A 15,778-nucleotide genomic window follows, 5' to 3' on the forward strand; every position below is an offset into this window, starting at 1 on the left:
GACGAATCCTCAACGAATCCTCAACGCCCCCCGGCCTACGGTGCCCGTGTCATTCCGCTTCCGACAAGGAGAGCCGAACATGCGCGCACCAAGCTCCTCTCTGAGAGTGACCGCCGTGGCGGCCGTCGCGGCGGCCGGGCTGCTCACGGCGGTCGGCCCGGCGAACGCGGCCCAGGCGCGGGTCCCTCAGGCGCCCACCGCGGTGGCCGCCTCCGACTGCGGTGGAACGATCACCCACAAGGACACGCACAGGTACGGCAGGCACACCCGTACCTACCGGATCACCTGGGCGAACTGCGGCTCCCGCACCTCACGCAAGAAGGTCGACATCCGCTGGGCCCGTGACCTGCCCTGCAAGACCATCCCGGGGGGCTCCACGGTGACGTGGACCGCCACGTACCCCATCAAGGCCCTCGCGCCGTACCCGCGGTCGATCAAGAACTGCTGACCACGACGGCACACCGCCCGGCCGGAGCCCCAGGGGCGTCTCCGGCCGGGCCCCGCGTTCTCGCCGAGCCGTACGGCTCAGGCGGGGAAGGCGACGGCCTTGCCGATCAGGTCGGCGTAGCCGTTCTCCAGATCCTCAGGGAGCTCGTCCACAGGGAAGAAACGCAGGGCGCTGTGCTCCTCACTGACCTGGAGCAAGGCGGAGCCGTCGACCGTGGCGCGCACCGCCACGATGAGCACCTTCGACTTCCCGATGCTCATGATCTCCGCGCCGACGACGGGGCCGACGACCACGTCGAGGCCGCTCTCCTCGCGGACCTCGCGCCTGACGACCTCGGCCAGGGTGTCGTCCTCCCTGTCCGGCCACCCGCCGGGGAGCTCCCATTTGTCCCGGGGGTTCCGGCAGAGCAGGACACCGCCGTCCACCAGCACCACGGCCTTGATCGAGGCGTGCATGAAGTACCAGCCGGTCTCGGCGTCGATCACGGGACGGTCCTTTCGACGGTGACGTTGTGGATCTTCCACCTCATCACCGATACCGGGGGAGGTCCACCGTCCGCCATCGCGGCCCGGCACGGCCTCACGAAAGTCGGCCGACGCGGCCGGGCCGGTGGCATTCAGTCCTGACGGTCGTACGGCGGTGACGACGGGACGGCGCGGCCGGTGTCGTACGGCGCGTTCCCGGCCGGCGGTGCTAATCCGTGTCGTCGGCCGGGGTGTCGAAGAGGGTCGGGGCCTCCCGCTCGCCGGGGGAGAACAGGCGGATCACGCCGTACTCGCCGTCGAACCCCGGCTCCCTGATGACCTCGCCCCGGCGCAGCCTGCCGATCGCCTCCCCGAGCCTGGGGAGCCGGGCCTCCAGGTCGCCGACCGGCACCTCCTGGAGGATCCGCAGCTCGGGGCCGAGGGCGGCGACCAGCCGGTCGGCCTCCCCGGCGACCTTCTTGCTGCCCGGCCCGACACCCAGGATCTCGCCCACGATCTCCGGCAGCGGGACGAGCTCCTCGGAGACGGAGACGTCGCCCGCGGGCCGTACACCCTCGGAACGGTCGGCCAGATCCTCGACGCGGCTCAGCACGCCGACCGTGAGCGGTTTGCCGCACACCGGGCAGATCCCGCCGAGGCGGCGCGTCTCCGCGGGCTCCAACCTGACGCCGCACTTACGGTGCCCGTCCAGGTGGTAGCGGCCCTCCTCGGGGAAGAACTCGACCGTCCCCTCGTAGCCCGCGCCGGTCCGCAGCGCGTCCAGCACCGCGAAGTAGTCGAGATCGGTGTCGAGCACCGTGGTCTCCCGGCCGATCCTGGGCGGCGAGTGCGCGTCCGAGTAGCTGACCAGGCGGTAGCCGTCCAGCATGGAGACCCGCCGGTTCATCTCCGGGTCGCTCGACAGGCCGGTCTCCAGCGCGAAGATGTGCCCGGACAGGTCGCCGTAGCACTCCTCGACCGTGTCGAACCCCGACTTGGAGCCGAAGACCCCGAACCACGGCGTCCAGACGTGGGCCGGGACCAGGTAGGACCCTTCGCCGCTGTTCAGGGCGATCTCCAGCAGGTCGCGGGAGTCGAGGCCGAGGGTCGGCCTGCCGTCGGCGCCCAGGTCGCCGACCTTGCCCAGCTCACGGTTGAACGTCTCGGCCGCCTCGAAGCCCGGCACGTTGACCAGGTGGTGGAGCTTGCGGGTACGGCCGCCACGCCGGTAGACCGTGGACACCTCGACGGTGAGCATGAACCGCACCGGGGCCGAGGCGACCGAGGACGGCAGCGTCCTGGCGACCTCCCGGTCGAGGTCGTCACGCAGCCGGAACAGACCCGGCTCGGCGGGTACGAGCCCCTCGCGCAGCAGCGCGAACCAGGACGGATGCGTGAAGTCGCCCGTCCCCATCAGCGTGACACCCTTGTGCCGCGCCCACCTGGTCAGATGCGCCAGGTCGCTGTCCCTGCTGCACGCCCGTGAGTACTTCGAGTGGATGTGCAGATCCGCATGGAAGCGCATTCCAGACACTTTTCCATGGAAAGGCCCCGCTAATCCGTGCGGGGGTGGTGCCCGGAGGGAAGATCCGCCGCCAGTTCCGCCAGGTGTACGGCCCGCACCTTCGATCCCCTGCGGCGGAGTCCCTGGTCGAGCTGGCGGTAGCAGCCGGGGTTGACCACGGCCACGTAGTCCACCCCGGCCGCCTCGATCTCGTCGAGTTTGGCGTTCAGGACCTTGCGGCTGTCCTCGGGCCTGACCAGGGCGTAGCTGCCGGCCGCCCCGCAGCAGGTCCCGGCGGAGGGCAGCTCGACGTACTCGCCGATCCGGCCCAGCAGCTCCCTGGGCTCACGCCAGACCCCCAGGCCGTTGCGCAGGTGACAGGAGTCCTGCAACGCGATGCGTATCCCCGGCCTCGACGGCTCCTCAGGCGTGCCATCCGTTCCGGTACGGCCCGCGGAAGTACGGCCCGCAGAAGGACGGCCCGCGGAAGTACGGTCCGCAGAAGTACGGTCCGCGGAAGTACGGTCCGCAGAAGTACGGTCCGCAGAAGGACGGTCCGCGGAAGGACGGCCCGTGCTCGGTTCGGGGGTCGTCTCGGAGGTGGCGGTCAGGTACTCGGAGATCTCCCTGACCCTGTCCCTGCCGAGCACGTCGGCGAGGTGGGCCGCGCAGCCGCCCGAGGTGGTGACGATCACCCCGGGCAGTCGTTCGCCCAGTTCGACGGCCAGTTCCCGGCCCCTGGCCGAGTCGCCGTTGTGCGCGTGCAGCGCTCCGCAGCACCCCTGCGAGGCCGGGGCGGAGAGCTCGGGCAGCAGGGCGCGGGCGGCCCTGCTCACCTTGGGATACAGGGCCCGTTCGAAGCAGCCGAGCATCAGGTGGGGCCCCTCGGGTGAGGGCCTGGTCCGGGCGTGGCGGCGGAACAGGCCGAGCAGCCACACCCTCAGGCGCGAGTTCACCGCGAACGTCAGCAGCCTGACGATCAGCGGACGTCCCGGCCCCCGCCACTGGTGGTCGCGCCACTCCTCAAGGAGCGCGCCGTACTCGACCCCCGCGGGACAGACGGTCTCGCAGGCCCGGCAACCGAGGCAGAAACTCGACTCCTCCTGAAGGCGCAGGTCGTTCTCCGGCAGTGTGCCCTCCTCAAGGGCGCGCATCAGGGTGATCCGGCCCCGGGGGGAGGACGTCTCGTCCTTGGTGAGCGCGTACGTCGGGCAGGCGGGCAGGCAGAAGCCGCAGGAGATGCAGCGGTCGAGCAGTTCGGGGGTGAAGACACCCCGGGCCGACGGGTCAGGAGACGGTGTGGTGCTCACGGGCCGAGCCTCCCTGGTTCACGGGCTGAGCTTTCCTGAGGGGCACGGGCTGGGTTTCCGGTTCACGACCCGAGCTTTCCCGGGTTGAGGATGCCCGCGGGGTCGAAGGCGGCCTTGATCCTGCGCAGCAGTGCCATCTGGTCCTCGCCGAGCCGTTCGGCCAGGTAGGGCAGCTTGGCCGCGCCGACGCCGTGTTCGCCGGTGATGGTGCCGCCCAGCTCCATCGCGGCGCGGAAGATGTCGGCGAAGGCGTGGTGGGCGCGTTCGGCTGCGTCGGTGTCGCCCGCGTCGATCACGCAGGTCGGGTGCAGGTTGCCGTCCCCGGCGTGGCCGAAGGTCGCGATCGTGAGGCCGTGCCGTACGGCCAGGGCGTCGACGCGGTCGACCATCTCGGCGATGCGCGGCCTGGGCACGCTGGCGTCCTCAAGGATCGTGACCGAGCCGAGGCGGGAGAGCGCGGGCAGCGCGCACCGCCGCGCGGCGAGCAGCGCCTCGGACTCGGCCGCCGCGCCCGCGACGACGGCCTCCGTCGCCCCTTCGCCGAGGCAGATCTCCGCCATCCTGGCCAGGTGGTCGGCGACCGGTGCGGCGGCGCCGTCGTCGCCGAACAGCAGCAGCGCGCCCGCGTCCCGCCTGAGGCCGAGCCCGGCGTAGTCCTCGACGGCGGCGACGCACTTGGCGTCGAGGAACTCCAGCGTCGCCGGGACGATCCCCGAGCCGATGATCCGGGCCACGGCCCGTCCCGCGTCGGCCAGGGTGGCGAAGTAGGCCAGCCCGGTCCCGGTGGTCTCCGGCGCGGGGGTGAGCGCGACCGTCGCCTCGGTGATCACGCCGAGCGTGCCCTCCGAGCCGGTGAGCAGGCGGGTCAGGTCGTAGCCCGCGACGTCCTTCCACAGCCTCCCGCCGGTCCGGACGATCTCCCCGGTCGGCAGTACGGCCTCAAGCCCGAGGACGTGGTTGCGGGTCACGCCGTACTTCAGGCCGCGCAGGCCGCCGGCGCAGGTGGCGATGGTGCCGCCGACGGTCGCGACCGTCCTGCTGCCGGGGTCGGGCGCGTACAGCAGGCCGTGCGCGGCGGCGGCGTCGGCGAGTTCGGCCGAGGTGACGCCGGGCTGGACGACGGCGAGGAGTTCGTCGGCGCTGATCTCCAGGATGCGGTCGAGCCTGGTCAGGACCAGGACGATGCCGCCGCTGAGCGGGACGGTCGCCGCGCACAGGTTGGACCCGGCGCCCCTGGGGACGACCGGCACACCGTGCGCGCAGGCCAGTTTGAGCACCGCGGCGACCTCCTCGGCCGAGCCGGGGTGGACGACGGCGCCGGGCATGGCGGAGAACAGCGGGGTGGCGTCCCTGGCGTAGGCCGCCACGTCCCCGTCGGCGTCGCGGACGTGGCCCGCGCCGACGATCGCGCGCAGCTCACGCAGCACGGCGGCGTCGATCCTCATGGAAGTCTCCCTCCGGTAGGGCGGGTCACATGATCGCCAGCTGGCCGCCGTCGATCACCAGCTCGGTGCCGTGGACGAACGCGGCGTCGTCGGAGGCCAGGAAGGCGTATCCGGCGGCGACCTCCTCGGGCAGTCCCGCCCGGCCGAGCGGGATGTGGTCGCGCTCGTAGGCGGAGACGAAGTCGTCGGCCAGACCGGCCGAGATCTCCGCGTTCAGCGGGGTCTGGATGTAGCCGGGGCACAGCGCGTTGACGCGGATGCCGTACCTGCCCAGCTCGACGGCCATGGTCCTGGTGAGCAGCAGCACCCCGCCCTTCGACGCGTTGTAGTGGGCGTAGTCGGCCTCGCCGCCGATCCCGTTGGTCGAGGACATGTTGACGACGACCCCGCCCGTGCCCTGCGCGACCAGGTGCCTGGCCACGGTCTGGGCGACCTGGAACATGCCGCCGAGGTTCACGGCCATGATCCGGTCCCAGTGTCGCCTGGTGATGTCGAGGAACGGTTCGCGCCAGGCGGTACCCGCGTTGTTGGCCAGCACGTCGAGGCCGCCGAGGGCCGTGACGGCCGCCTCGACCAGCCGGTTCACGTCGGCCTCCGTGGCGACGTCCCCCGCCAGGCCGCCGATCTCGCCGAGCGGGGCCAGCTCGGCCACGGTCCGCTCGACCTCGTCGGCGTCGAGACCGCCGACGAAGACCCGGGACCCCTCCTGGAGGAACCTGCGGGCGGTGGCGGCGCCGATGCCGCTGCTGCCCCCGCTGATCAGCACTCTTTTCCCGGTCAGGCCGCGCATCGTCTCCCCATCTGGTCCGGTCGCACCCCGGTGGCCCATCGCCCGCGTTTCTCGGCTGTACGGCGACGGCGTCAACGTAACATCTGTTCCGCGATACGGTCCATAGTTCCGCTAAGCGGAAAATAATGGCAATCTGTCGAGGATTGGGGCTTCGGGCAGGTACTTGACAGCGTGATCGCCCGAATGTTCTGCTAGCGCGTATTCGGAACTGCATTCTGTCATACGGAACAGGAGAGTGGCATGAGGCTCGGCACGGTGCGCGTCGGGGAGAGCCGGCTCGCCGCGGTTGAGCGCGAGGGGCACTGGTACGCGCTGGAGGTCTCGGCGAGCACACCGCTTGAGGCCGTACTCGCGTCCGGGGCCGGAAGGGTCGCCCGCCTGGCCGCCTCGGCGACCGAGCCGATCGAGGGCGCCGTCCCCGTGGCACCGCTGCGCCCCGGCAAGATCGTGGCGATCGGGCTCAACTACCTGGACCACATCCGTGAGGCCGGGATGGACAGGCCCGAGCGCCCGCTGATGTTCGCCAAGTTCCCGTCGAGCGTGATCGGTCCCGGCGAGGAGATCGTCATCGACGAGGAGCTGACGGAACGGGTGGACTGGGAGGTCGAGCTGGCCGCCGTCATCGGCACCCCCCTCAGGCACGCCGACGAGAAGGAGGCCCTGGCGGGGATCGCGGGATACACCGTGGCCAACGACGTCTCCGCCCGTGACCTGCAGTTCGCCGACGGCCAGTGGACCAGGGGCAAGAACCTCGACACCTTCTGCCCGCTCGGCCCGGTCATCGTGACCCCCGACGAGATCGACGACCCCCAGGCGCTGGCGCTCAGGACCGTCGTCAACGGGGAGACCGTCCAGGACTCGACCACCGCCGAGATGCTCTTCGGCGTCGCCGAACTGCTGGCGTACTGCTCACGCGCCTTCACCCTCGAACCCGGCGACGTGGTGCTGACCGGCACCCCGTGGGGATGCGGCGAGTTCATGACCCCCCGCCGCTCGCTCAAACCGGGGGACGTCGTCGAGGTGAGCGTCGAGGGCGTCGGCTCCCTGCGCAACCCCGTCGTCGGCCGCCGATGACCCTTCGGAACGACCCCGCGATCCCCCGACACACAGGAGTTTCCATGAGACAGGCACGTCCGGCCCCAGGCGGTCCGCGGTGAGGGCCCTGGTGTTCACCGGCCCCGGCGTCGTCGAGATGCGCGAGGTGCCCGAGCCCGAGCCCGGCCCCGGTGACGTGCTGGTGCACGTGGTCACCTCCGGCATCTGCGGCAGCGAGCTGCACGGCGTCAGGACGCCGGGCTTCCGGGTGCCGCCGCTGGTGATGGGGCACGAGTTCGCGGGCCGTACCGACGAGGGGCGTCCCGTCATCGTCAACCCGATCCTGTCCTGCGGGAGGTGTGACGTGTGCGCGCTCGGCCTGCGCAACGTGTGCAGAGGGCGGCGGATCGTCGGCGTGCACACGCAGGGCGGGTTCGCCGAACGCGTCGCCGTACCGGGGAACTCGCTGGTCGCGCTGCCGGAGGGCCTCGACTGGACGGCGGCGGGGATCGTCGAGCCGGTGGCGAACGCCGTACACGCCTGGGAACTGGCCGGGGCCCCGGAGGGGGCGCGGATCGGCGTCATCGGCGCGGGCGCGATCGGCCTGGCCTGTCTGCAGGTGGCCGTCTCCGGCGGCGCGGGCCGGGTGGAGATCGCCGACCGCTCAGAGGACCGCAGGGCGGTCGCGGCCCGGCTCGGCGCGGACGCGGTCCTCACCGAGCTGACGGGTGAGTACGACGTGGTCTTCGACGCGGTCGGCGCGGCGGTCACCCACGAGCAGTCGCTCGCCCGGCTGCGTCCCGGCGGGGTCGCGGTGTGGCTCGGGCTGGCCGACACGGCCTCCGGGTTCGACGCCGCCGACCTGGTGCGCGGGGAGAAGCGGGTGCTCGGCTCCTTCGCCTACCGCGACGTCGACTTCGCCGCGGCGATCGGTCTGGTCGGGGGATGGGACCTGAGCTGGGTCACCACCTTTCCGCTCGCCGAGGGCGCCGAGGTCTTCACCGCGCTGATGAACGGCCGCGCGACCCCCGTCAAGGCCCTGCTGGCTCCCTGAACCCCACGGGCCGTCCCCGCTGAGGCCACTGAACCCCGGGGAAACCTCTGAGCCCTGTGGCGCCCCCGTCGAAACCCCACCGAAGCCCCCTGAATCGAGGTACCCCATGGCCCGGATCGTCCTGGTGGGCGCCGGAAGCATCACCTTCGCCAAGAACCTGCTGTCCGACATCCTGACCTTCCCCGAACTCACCGACTCGACGATCGTGCTGCACGACATCGACCGTGAACGGCTCGCGACGGCCGAGGCGATGGCCACCTGGATGGTCGGGGAGCTCGGGATCGGCGCCAAGGTCGAGGCCCGTCTCGACCGCCGTGCCGCGCTCGACGGAGCCGACCACGTCATCAACGAGATCGCCGTCGGCGGGATGGACGCCGTGCGCCGCGACTTCGACATCCCCGCCCGGTACGGCGTGCGCCAGACGATCGCCGACACCCTGGGCATCGGCGGCATCTTCCGGGCGCTGCGCACCATCCCGGTGATGGTCGGCCTGGGGGAGGACCTGGCGGAGCTGGCGCCGGACGCGACGCTGTTCACCTACACCAACCCCATGTCGATGATTCCGTGGGCGGTCTACGCGGGCACGCCGTTCCGCAACGTGGTCGGCGTCTGCCACGCCGCCCGCGACACCCAGCGGACCCTGGCCAGGATGGTCGGCGTGCCCGAGGAGGAGGTCTCCTTCCTCACCGCCGGGGTCAACCACCAGGCGTTCGTGCTGCGCTTCGAGCGGGACGGGGAGAACCTCTACCGCCGTCTCGACGAGCTCATCGAGGCCGACCCCGAGCTGCGGCGCCGGGTCCGCGTGGAGATTTACCGAAATTTCGGTTATTTCCCTACAGAGTCGAGTGAGCACGGCGCGGAGTACCTCCCCTGGTTCCTCTCCAAACCCGATCAGGTCGACCACTACCGCATCCCGGTGGGGGTCTACCTCGACTGGCTGGCCGACGGCTTCGCCGAGTACGAGGAGCACAGGCGCTCCCTCGACGCGGGCCTGGGCGTACCCATCCAACGCGGCGACGAGCTGGCCTCGCTGGCCATCCACTCCATCGAGACCGGCACCCCCCGCCTCATCCACGGCAACGTCCGCAACGGCGGCCTCATCACCAACCTCCCCGAGGACGCCTGCGTCGAGGTCCCCTGCCACGTCGACCGTTCCGGGGTACGGCCCACCAGGATCGGCGAACTGCCCGCCCAGCTCGCCGCGCTCAACCGGGCGACACTCAACGTCAGCGAACTGACCGTGCGGGCCGCCCTCGAAGGCCGCCGCGACCACGTCTACCAGGCGGCCCTGCTCGACCCGAACACCGCGGCGACCCTGCCGGTCGGCAGGATCCGCGAACTGGTGGACGAGCTGATCGCCGCCCACGGCGACCTGCTGCCCGAAGGCGTCAGGGACCGCGCATGACCACTCCGGACATCCCCCTGTCGAGCTACCGCCCCGTCTCCCAGCTCAGGGTCCCGGTCACCCGCGTCGAGCGGGCCAAGGTGCCCGCCGTCGACGCGCACATCCACCTCGGCCGCTGGCTCACCGAGGACGGCGACTGGATGGTCAAGGACGTGCCCGCGCTGCTGGACACGATGGACGCCCTCAACCTGCGCGGCATGGTCAACCTCGACGGCCGCTGGGGCCGGGAGCTGGCCGAGAACATCGAACGCTACGACGCCGCCCATCCCGGCAGGTTCGCCACCTTCTGCCACGTCGACTGGTCGCAGGCCGCCGAACCCGGCTTCGGCGAACGGCTGGCCGCCCAGCTGCGCGCCTCGGTCGCCGAGGGCGCGGCCGGCCTGAAGGTCTGGAAGGACGTCGGCCTGCACGTACGCGACCACCGCGGCGAACTGGTCATGCTCGACGACGTACGGCTCGGCCCCCTGTGGGCGACCGCGGGCGAACTGGGCATCCCCATCGCCCTGCACACCGCCGACCCCGTCGCCTTCTTCGAACCGATCGACGAGCGCAACGAACGCCTCGAACTGCTGGCCGCCCGCCCCGACTGGGCGTTCTCCGGCCCCGGGTTCCCGCCGTTCGAGCGGCTGATGGAGGCCATGGAGGAGATGGTCGCCTCCCACCCGGACACGACCGTGATCGGGGTCCACGCCGGATGCTGGCCGGAGAACCTCGGCTGGGTCGGCCGGATGCTCGACGACCACCCCAACTTCCACATCGACATCGCCGCCCGCGTCGCCGAACTGGGCAGGGCTCCCCGGGCGGCCCGCGAACTGATCGTGAACCGCCCGGACCGGGTGCTGTTCGGCACCGACGAGATCCCGCCGCACCCGGAGGTCTACCGCATCCACTTCCGCTTCATGGAGACCGCGGACGAGGCCTTCGCCCACTCCCTGGACGACCCGCCGCTGATGGGCCGTTGGACGATCTCCGGCCTCGACCTGCCCGACGACGTCCTCGCCCAGGTCTACACGGGCAACGCGCTCAGGCTCGTCCCGAGGCTCGCATGAGCGTGCGGTCCCTGACGCGAGCCGTACCGGTCACCGGCGGGCGGCCGCCGGGAAAAGGCGGGCGTTCGCCGGGGAAGCGGCCCTACAGCGCGGAGGGCGGGCAGGGGCGGGCGGCGCTGCTGTTCCTGCTGCCCGCCCTGGTGGGGTTCGTCGCCTTCTACGTCTACCCCAGCCTGCGGGGCGCGTGGATCTCGCTCACCGACTGGAACCTGCTGTCGGAGCCCCGGTTCACCGGCGGCGCCAACTACGCGGAGCTGGCCGGTGACCCGCTGTTCTGGCGGGCGCTGCTGCTGACGCTCTACAACACCGCGCTCAACCTGGTCTGGCAGCTCTCCCTGGCGCTGCTGCTGGCCGCGCTGATGCACCGGCTGACCAAGTCGGTCGTCCTGCGGGCCACCCTGCTGCTGCCGTGGCTGGTGCCCAACGTGTCCACGGCGCTGTTGTGGCTGTGGCTGCTGGACGCCAACCTCGGCTTCTTCAACCAGCTGCTGTCCTCGATGGGGTTGTCCACCCACGGCTTCTTCAACTCGCCAAGTGAGGCGATGCCGACGGTGGCGGCGGTCACCGCCTGGTCCTCCGTCGGCTACGTCGCCCTGCTGCTGTACGCGGGGATGCTGCAGATCCCGGCGCAGGTCTACGAAGCCGCCTCGATCGACGGGGCGGGGGAGATCCGTACCTTCCTCCGGGTGACGCTGCCGCTGCTGCGGCCCATCCTCGCGCTGGTGCTGGTCGTCTCGGTGATCGGGTGCTTCCAGATCTTCGACACCATCGCGGTCACCACCAAGGGCGGCCCGATCAACGCCACCAAGGTCATCTACTACTACATCTACCAGGAGGCGTTCACCCACTTCAGGATGGGCTACGCCTCCGCCATGGCCCTCAGCCTCGTGCTGGTCCTGGGCACCCTCACCTACCTCCAGATGCGCCTGATGCGCGCGTCCAGCTCCGATCTCGGTTAGGAGGCGGTCCCTCGTGCGCGCAGGCAGGCTCATGGCCTGGGGCGTGATGGCCGGTGCCGTCGTGGTCACCGTCTTCCCGTTCTACTGGATGATCCGTACGGCCCTCACCGACGCCGACCACCTGTTCACCGACAACTTCTCGCTCATCCCCCAGCACCTGACGCTGGCCAACTTCAAACGGGTGCTCGGCCTGTCGAGCGTCGCCGAGGCGCAGGCCGCCGGAGGCTCGGGCGCCTCCCTCGACTTCCTGCTCTACCTGCGCAACTCCGTCGTCTACACCGGTGTCGTCGTGGTCGTGCAGACCCTGTCCTGCGCGCTGGCCGGATACGCGCTGGCCCGGCTCAGGTTCCGGGGCAGGCAGGCGGTCTTCGGGACGTTCGTCGCGGCGCTGATGGTCCCGCCGATCTTCACGCTGCTGCCGAACTTCGCCATGGTCCGCGGCCTCGGGCTGCTCAACACCTTCGCCGGGCTCGTCGCGCCGATCCTGCTCATGACCCCGTTCACCGTCTTCTTCCTGCGGCAGTTCTTCCTGTCACTGCCCAGGGAGGTCGAGGAGGCGGCCTTCATCGACGGGGCCGGGCTGTGGACCGTCTTCTGGCGCGTCGTCCTGCCCATGTCACGCGGGCCGATCATCACCATCGGCGTCACCAACGCCGTGTGGGCCTGGAAGGACTACCTCTGGCCGCTGCTCGTCGGCCAGGAGGAGGGCACCCGCGTGCTCACCGTCGCCCTCGGCGTCTTCCTGCAGCAGTCTCCCAACGCCCGTCCCGACTGGACGGGGCTGATGGCCGGTTCCGCGCTGTCCGTCATCCCGGTGCTGCTGCTCCTGCTGGTCTTCGGCAAGCGGCTCGCGAACTCCCTGCAGTTCACGGGCATCAAGTAGAACCCTCGTCACGAGGAAGGACCCCCCGTCATGTCCAGGTCTCTCCGCCGTCTCCTTCCCGTCGTGGTCGCCACCGGTCTGCTCGCCTCGGCGTGCGGCGGCGCGGGAGGCGGCGGCGACGGCGGCCCCGTCACCCTCGACTACGTCATGTGGGCCGACAACCAGGTTCCCGCCTACCAGAAGTGCGCCGACGCCTTCACCAGGAAGAACCCCGGCATCACGATCAAAATGAGCGCGGTCGCCTGGGCCCAGTACTGGCAGAACCTCACCACCCAGGTCGTCTCCGGCACCGCCCCTGACGTCTTCCGCGACTCGGTCGCCTACTATCCGCAGTTCGCCAGGAACAACCAGCTGCTCGACATCGCCCCCCTGGTGGCCAGGGACGGCGTCGACCTCGGGCAGTACCAGAAGGGCCTGGCCGACATCTGGGTGCGCGACGGCAAGCGGTACGGCCTGCCGCTCGACTGGGACACCGTCGGCGTCTTCTACAACAAGGACCTGGTCGCCGACGCCAAGGTCGATCCGGCCGGCTTCGCCGACTGGACCTGGAACCCCCGCGACGGCGGCACCTTCGAGAAGGCCATCGCCGCCCTGACCGTGGACGAAAAGGGCCGCAGGGGCACCGACAAGGACTTCGACAAGAACCACGTCAAGGTGTACGGCATCGCCCCCGACTACAACACCTACGCGCTCGGCCAGACCGCGTGGGCCGGGCTCGCGGTGAGCAACGGCTTCACCTACCTGGACAAGAACCCCTTCGGCACCAGGTACCACTACGACGACCCCAGGCTGGCCGAGACCGTCGACTGGTTCGCCGGGCTGATCAGGAAGGGATACGCGCCGCCGTACGACAAGCAGTCGGCGCTGGGCGGTGACGCGGTGCTGCAGTCGGGCAGGGCCGCCATGATCATCGGTGGGTCCTGGATGGCCAAGACCTACCTGGACGGCAAGACGCTCAAGCTGGCCGTCGCGCCGCTGCCCGTCGGGCCGCAGGGCCGCAGGTCGCCGATCAACGGCGTCTCCGACGCGATCTACGCCGGGACCAAGCACCCGGACGAGGCGTGGAAGTGGGTCAAGTTCGTCGGCTCGGCCGAGTGCCAGGACCTGGTCGCCGAGACCGCCGAGGTCCTGCCCGCCATCGGCACCTCCTCGGACAAGGCCCTGGCGGCCCACGCCGCGGCCGGACGTGACGTCGGGCCGTTCGTGGAGGAGGCCAAGGACCCGCAGGGCACGTTCCTGCTGCCCATCACCGACAACGCCGACAAGATCGGCGAGATCATGGACAACGCGGTCTCCTCCGTCTACCTCGGGAGATCGGACGCGAGGACGGCGCTGACCGCGGCGAACGCCGAGGTCAACGCCCTCTTCCAGTAGCGCGGAGCCGACGGTGGCCCGTGCTCCCCCGAGCTTCCCCGTTCCAGCGGTTCCTGTTCCAGGGAGAGATCCATCCGGCGGACGTCCCGTGTTCCACGGCCCGCAGGAAGAAGTCAGTTCCGTAGGAATTCCCGTAGGAGAAGCATGTCTCGCATGACCAGGCGAGGAATGGCGGCCGTCACGGCCGCCGTCGCCTCGCTGATCGCGTTCACCCCCGCTCCCGCCCAGGCCGACGCCATCCTCGGCCAGGAGGTGGCGGTTCCCGCCTACTTCTACCCCGGCGGCAGCTCCGCCCAGTACTGGACCCAGCTCACCGCCTCGGGCTCGCGCCCGTCCATCGCCGTGGTGAACGTCCTCAACGGCCCGACCGGCACCGTCAACACCGACTACCAGGCCGCGCTGGCCTCCGCGCACAGTGCGGGCATCAAGGTCATCGGCTATGTCGACACCGGCTACTACGGCACGACAGGCCAGACCACCCGTATGGGCTCGGCCTCGATCAACGACTGGCGCACGCAGATCCAGACCGACGTCGACAACTGGTACAACCTCTACGGCTCCAACGTCGACGGCATCTTCTTCGACCAGGCGCAGAAGGACTGCGGCCCGACCGGCGGCGGAGACGCCTGGGTCGACCTGTACCGCGAGGCCAGCGCCTACGTGAAGAAGTACCACCCCGGCTCGATCACCATCCACAACCCGGGAACGGCGCCCGACGAGTGCTACGAGGACTCCGCGGACATCCTCGTCACCTTCGAGGGGACCTACGCCACCTACATGAATCCGCCGGCCGACCAGGCGCCGCCCGCCTGGCAGGCCGGTTACGACCCCAAACGGGTGTGGAACCTGGTCTACGACGTGAAGGACGAATCGGAACTGGCGACCGTCATGGCCAAGTCCAAGGCGAACAACGCCGGGTACGTCTACGTCACCCCCGACAAGCTCGACGAGTTCGGCAACCCGTGGGACACCCTGCCGCCCTCCTCCTACATGTCCGCAGAGCTGGCCGCGACCGCGGGCAGCGGCGGCAGCACCCCGTCGGCACCCGCAGCGCCGACGACGAGCCAGGTCGAGGCCACGAGCCTGCAACTGAGCTGGACCTCGGCCGCCCACCCCGGCGTGGTCGGCTACGACGTCTACCAGGGGTCGGTGAAGATCGGCACCCAGGCCAACCACACGCCCTCGGCGACGACCTTCGACGTGGCGGGCCTGTCGCCCTCGACCGCCTACACCTTCTCGGTCCGCGCCAGGGACCGGGCGGGCAACACCTCGGCGGCGAGCACGGCGGTCTCGGTGACGACCGCGGCCGCCAGCGCGACCGCGCCGACGACGCCGGGCACACCGGTCGCCTCCGACGTCGCCCCGACCAGCGTCAAGCTGGCCTGGACCGCCTCGGACGACACCGACGCGGACGACCACGTCGCGTCCTACGACGTGTTCAGGGACGGCGTCCGCGTGCTCTCGGTGCCGGGGGACGTCACGACGGTCAACCTCGGCGGGCTGAAGGGCGGCCAGACCTACGCCTTCACCGTGAAGGCCAGGGACACCACCGACCGCCCCTCCGCGGCCTCGGGCGCGGTGAGCGTCAGCACGCCGAACCCGCCGGCCATCACCGACCCGAAGGCGACGCTGAGCGCGACGACCGCCACCTACACCGCCCAGTTCAACGTGCCGTTCAACTTCCACCACGTGTTCATCGACGTCGACAACAACGTCGCGAACCACTACACGGTCGCCGGAGTCGGCGCGGAGTACATGATCGAGGACGGCGGCCTCTACAAGTACGTCGGCCCCGACTGGAACTGGACGAAGGTCACCGGGGTCAACCCGCTGATCTCCAGCTCCGGCGGTCTCTACCGGTGGTCGATCCCGACCTCCGCCCTTGAGGGGGCGGGCACCACGCACTCGCTGGTGTTCAACGGCACGGGTGACTCGCCGAACACCTACACGGGGGTGATCACCGTGACCCAGAGCTGAGCCAGAACCGGCCGTCCCCCGAGACGGGGGGCGGCCGGTCCCGTGGTTTCCCGCGTCCCGGCCGGTTCACGTCCCGGCCGG

Annotated in this window: 14 protein-coding genes; 9 read left to right on the forward strand and 5 right to left on the reverse strand. The window is 70.6% G+C overall.

Translation table 11 applies throughout. The features are described 5' to 3' along the window. Window positions 1-79: 79 nt before the first annotated feature. Complete coding sequence (locus ABZ470_RS12070; RefSeq protein WP_362911343.1) at window positions 80-448, forward strand: hypothetical protein; 369 nt, start codon at window positions 80-82, stop codon at window positions 446-448. Between the two features lie 77 nt (window positions 449-525). Here the strand turns inward: ABZ470_RS12070 and ABZ470_RS12075 are convergent, their stop codons facing one another. From ABZ470_RS12075 to ABZ470_RS12095, 5 genes are all read right to left on the reverse strand, one after another. After that, complete coding sequence (locus tag ABZ470_RS12075) at window positions 526-933, reverse strand: NUDIX domain-containing protein (protein ID WP_362911344.1); 408 nt, start codon at window positions 931-933, stop codon at window positions 526-528. A 208-nt stretch (window positions 934-1,141) separates the two neighbouring features. Continuing rightward, entirely contained in the window at window positions 1,142-2,437 is a 1,296-nt protein-coding gene (locus tag ABZ470_RS12080; RefSeq protein WP_362911345.1) for an endonuclease Q family protein, read from the reverse strand. A 29-nt stretch (window positions 2,438-2,466) separates the two neighbouring features. Beyond that, entirely contained in the window at window positions 2,467-3,726 is a 1,260-nt protein-coding gene (locus ABZ470_RS12085) for a heterodisulfide reductase-related iron-sulfur binding cluster (protein ID WP_362911346.1), read from the reverse strand. A 62-nt stretch (window positions 3,727-3,788) separates the two neighbouring features. Continuing rightward, window positions 3,789-5,171 carry an FAD-linked oxidase C-terminal domain-containing protein gene (locus ABZ470_RS12090; protein WP_362783074.1) on the reverse strand — a complete coding sequence of 461 codons (1,383 nt, stop codon included), beginning with the start codon at window positions 5,169-5,171 and terminating at the stop codon, window positions 3,789-3,791. A 25-nt stretch (window positions 5,172-5,196) separates the two neighbouring features. Then, window positions 5,197-5,961: an SDR family oxidoreductase gene (locus ABZ470_RS12095; protein WP_362911347.1), complete on the reverse strand. Its 765-nt coding sequence runs from the start codon at window positions 5,959-5,961 to the stop codon at window positions 5,197-5,199. A gap of 240 nt (window positions 5,962-6,201) precedes the next feature. On the opposite strand from ABZ470_RS12095, the gene ABZ470_RS12100 reads away from it, so the two are divergent. The 8 genes from ABZ470_RS12100 to ABZ470_RS12135 all read left to right on the forward strand — a co-directional run bounded on the left by ABZ470_RS12100 (window position 6,202) and on the right by ABZ470_RS12135 (window position 15,697). Further along, a complete protein-coding gene (locus ABZ470_RS12100) occupies window positions 6,202-7,035 on the forward strand; it encodes a fumarylacetoacetate hydrolase family protein (RefSeq protein ID WP_362911348.1) in 834 nt (277 codons plus the stop codon). Between the two features lie 79 nt (window positions 7,036-7,114). Beyond that, a complete protein-coding gene (locus ABZ470_RS12105) occupies window positions 7,115-8,050 on the forward strand; it encodes an alcohol dehydrogenase catalytic domain-containing protein (RefSeq protein WP_352015850.1) in 936 nt (311 codons plus the stop codon). A 106-nt stretch (window positions 8,051-8,156) separates the two neighbouring features. Then, a complete protein-coding gene (gene melA / locus ABZ470_RS12110; RefSeq protein ID WP_362911349.1) occupies window positions 8,157-9,455 on the forward strand; it encodes an alpha-galactosidase in 1,299 nt (432 codons plus the stop codon). Then, entirely contained in the window at window positions 9,452-10,504 is a 1,053-nt protein-coding gene (locus ABZ470_RS12115; RefSeq protein ID WP_362911350.1) for an amidohydrolase family protein, read from the forward strand. Before melA ends, ABZ470_RS12115 begins: the two co-directional genes overlap by 4 nt. Further along, the gene (locus ABZ470_RS12120; protein WP_362911351.1) at window positions 10,501-11,463 is read left to right on the forward strand and encodes a sugar ABC transporter permease; all 963 of its coding nucleotides are present in this window, start codon (window positions 10,501-10,503) and stop codon (window positions 11,461-11,463) included. Before ABZ470_RS12115 ends, ABZ470_RS12120 begins: the two co-directional genes overlap by 4 nt. A 13-nt stretch (window positions 11,464-11,476) precedes the next feature. Further along, a complete protein-coding gene (locus ABZ470_RS12125; RefSeq protein ID WP_352015854.1) occupies window positions 11,477-12,346 on the forward strand; it encodes a carbohydrate ABC transporter permease in 870 nt (289 codons plus the stop codon). A 30-nt stretch (window positions 12,347-12,376) separates the two neighbouring features. Further along, entirely contained in the window at window positions 12,377-13,720 is a 1,344-nt protein-coding gene (locus ABZ470_RS12130; RefSeq protein WP_362911352.1) for a sugar ABC transporter substrate-binding protein, read from the forward strand. A gap of 153 nt (window positions 13,721-13,873) precedes the next feature. Next, on the forward strand, window positions 13,874-15,697 hold the full coding sequence (locus ABZ470_RS12135) for a spherulation-specific family 4 protein (protein ID WP_362911353.1): 1,824 nt from the start codon (window positions 13,874-13,876) through the stop codon (window positions 15,695-15,697). The last annotated feature ends 81 nt before the right edge of the window (window positions 15,698-15,778 follow it).

The sequence above is a fragment of the Streptosporangium sp. NPDC020072 genome (assembly GCF_040631445.1).
Lineage (GTDB): Bacteria > Actinomycetota > Actinomycetes > Streptosporangiales > Streptosporangiaceae > Streptosporangium.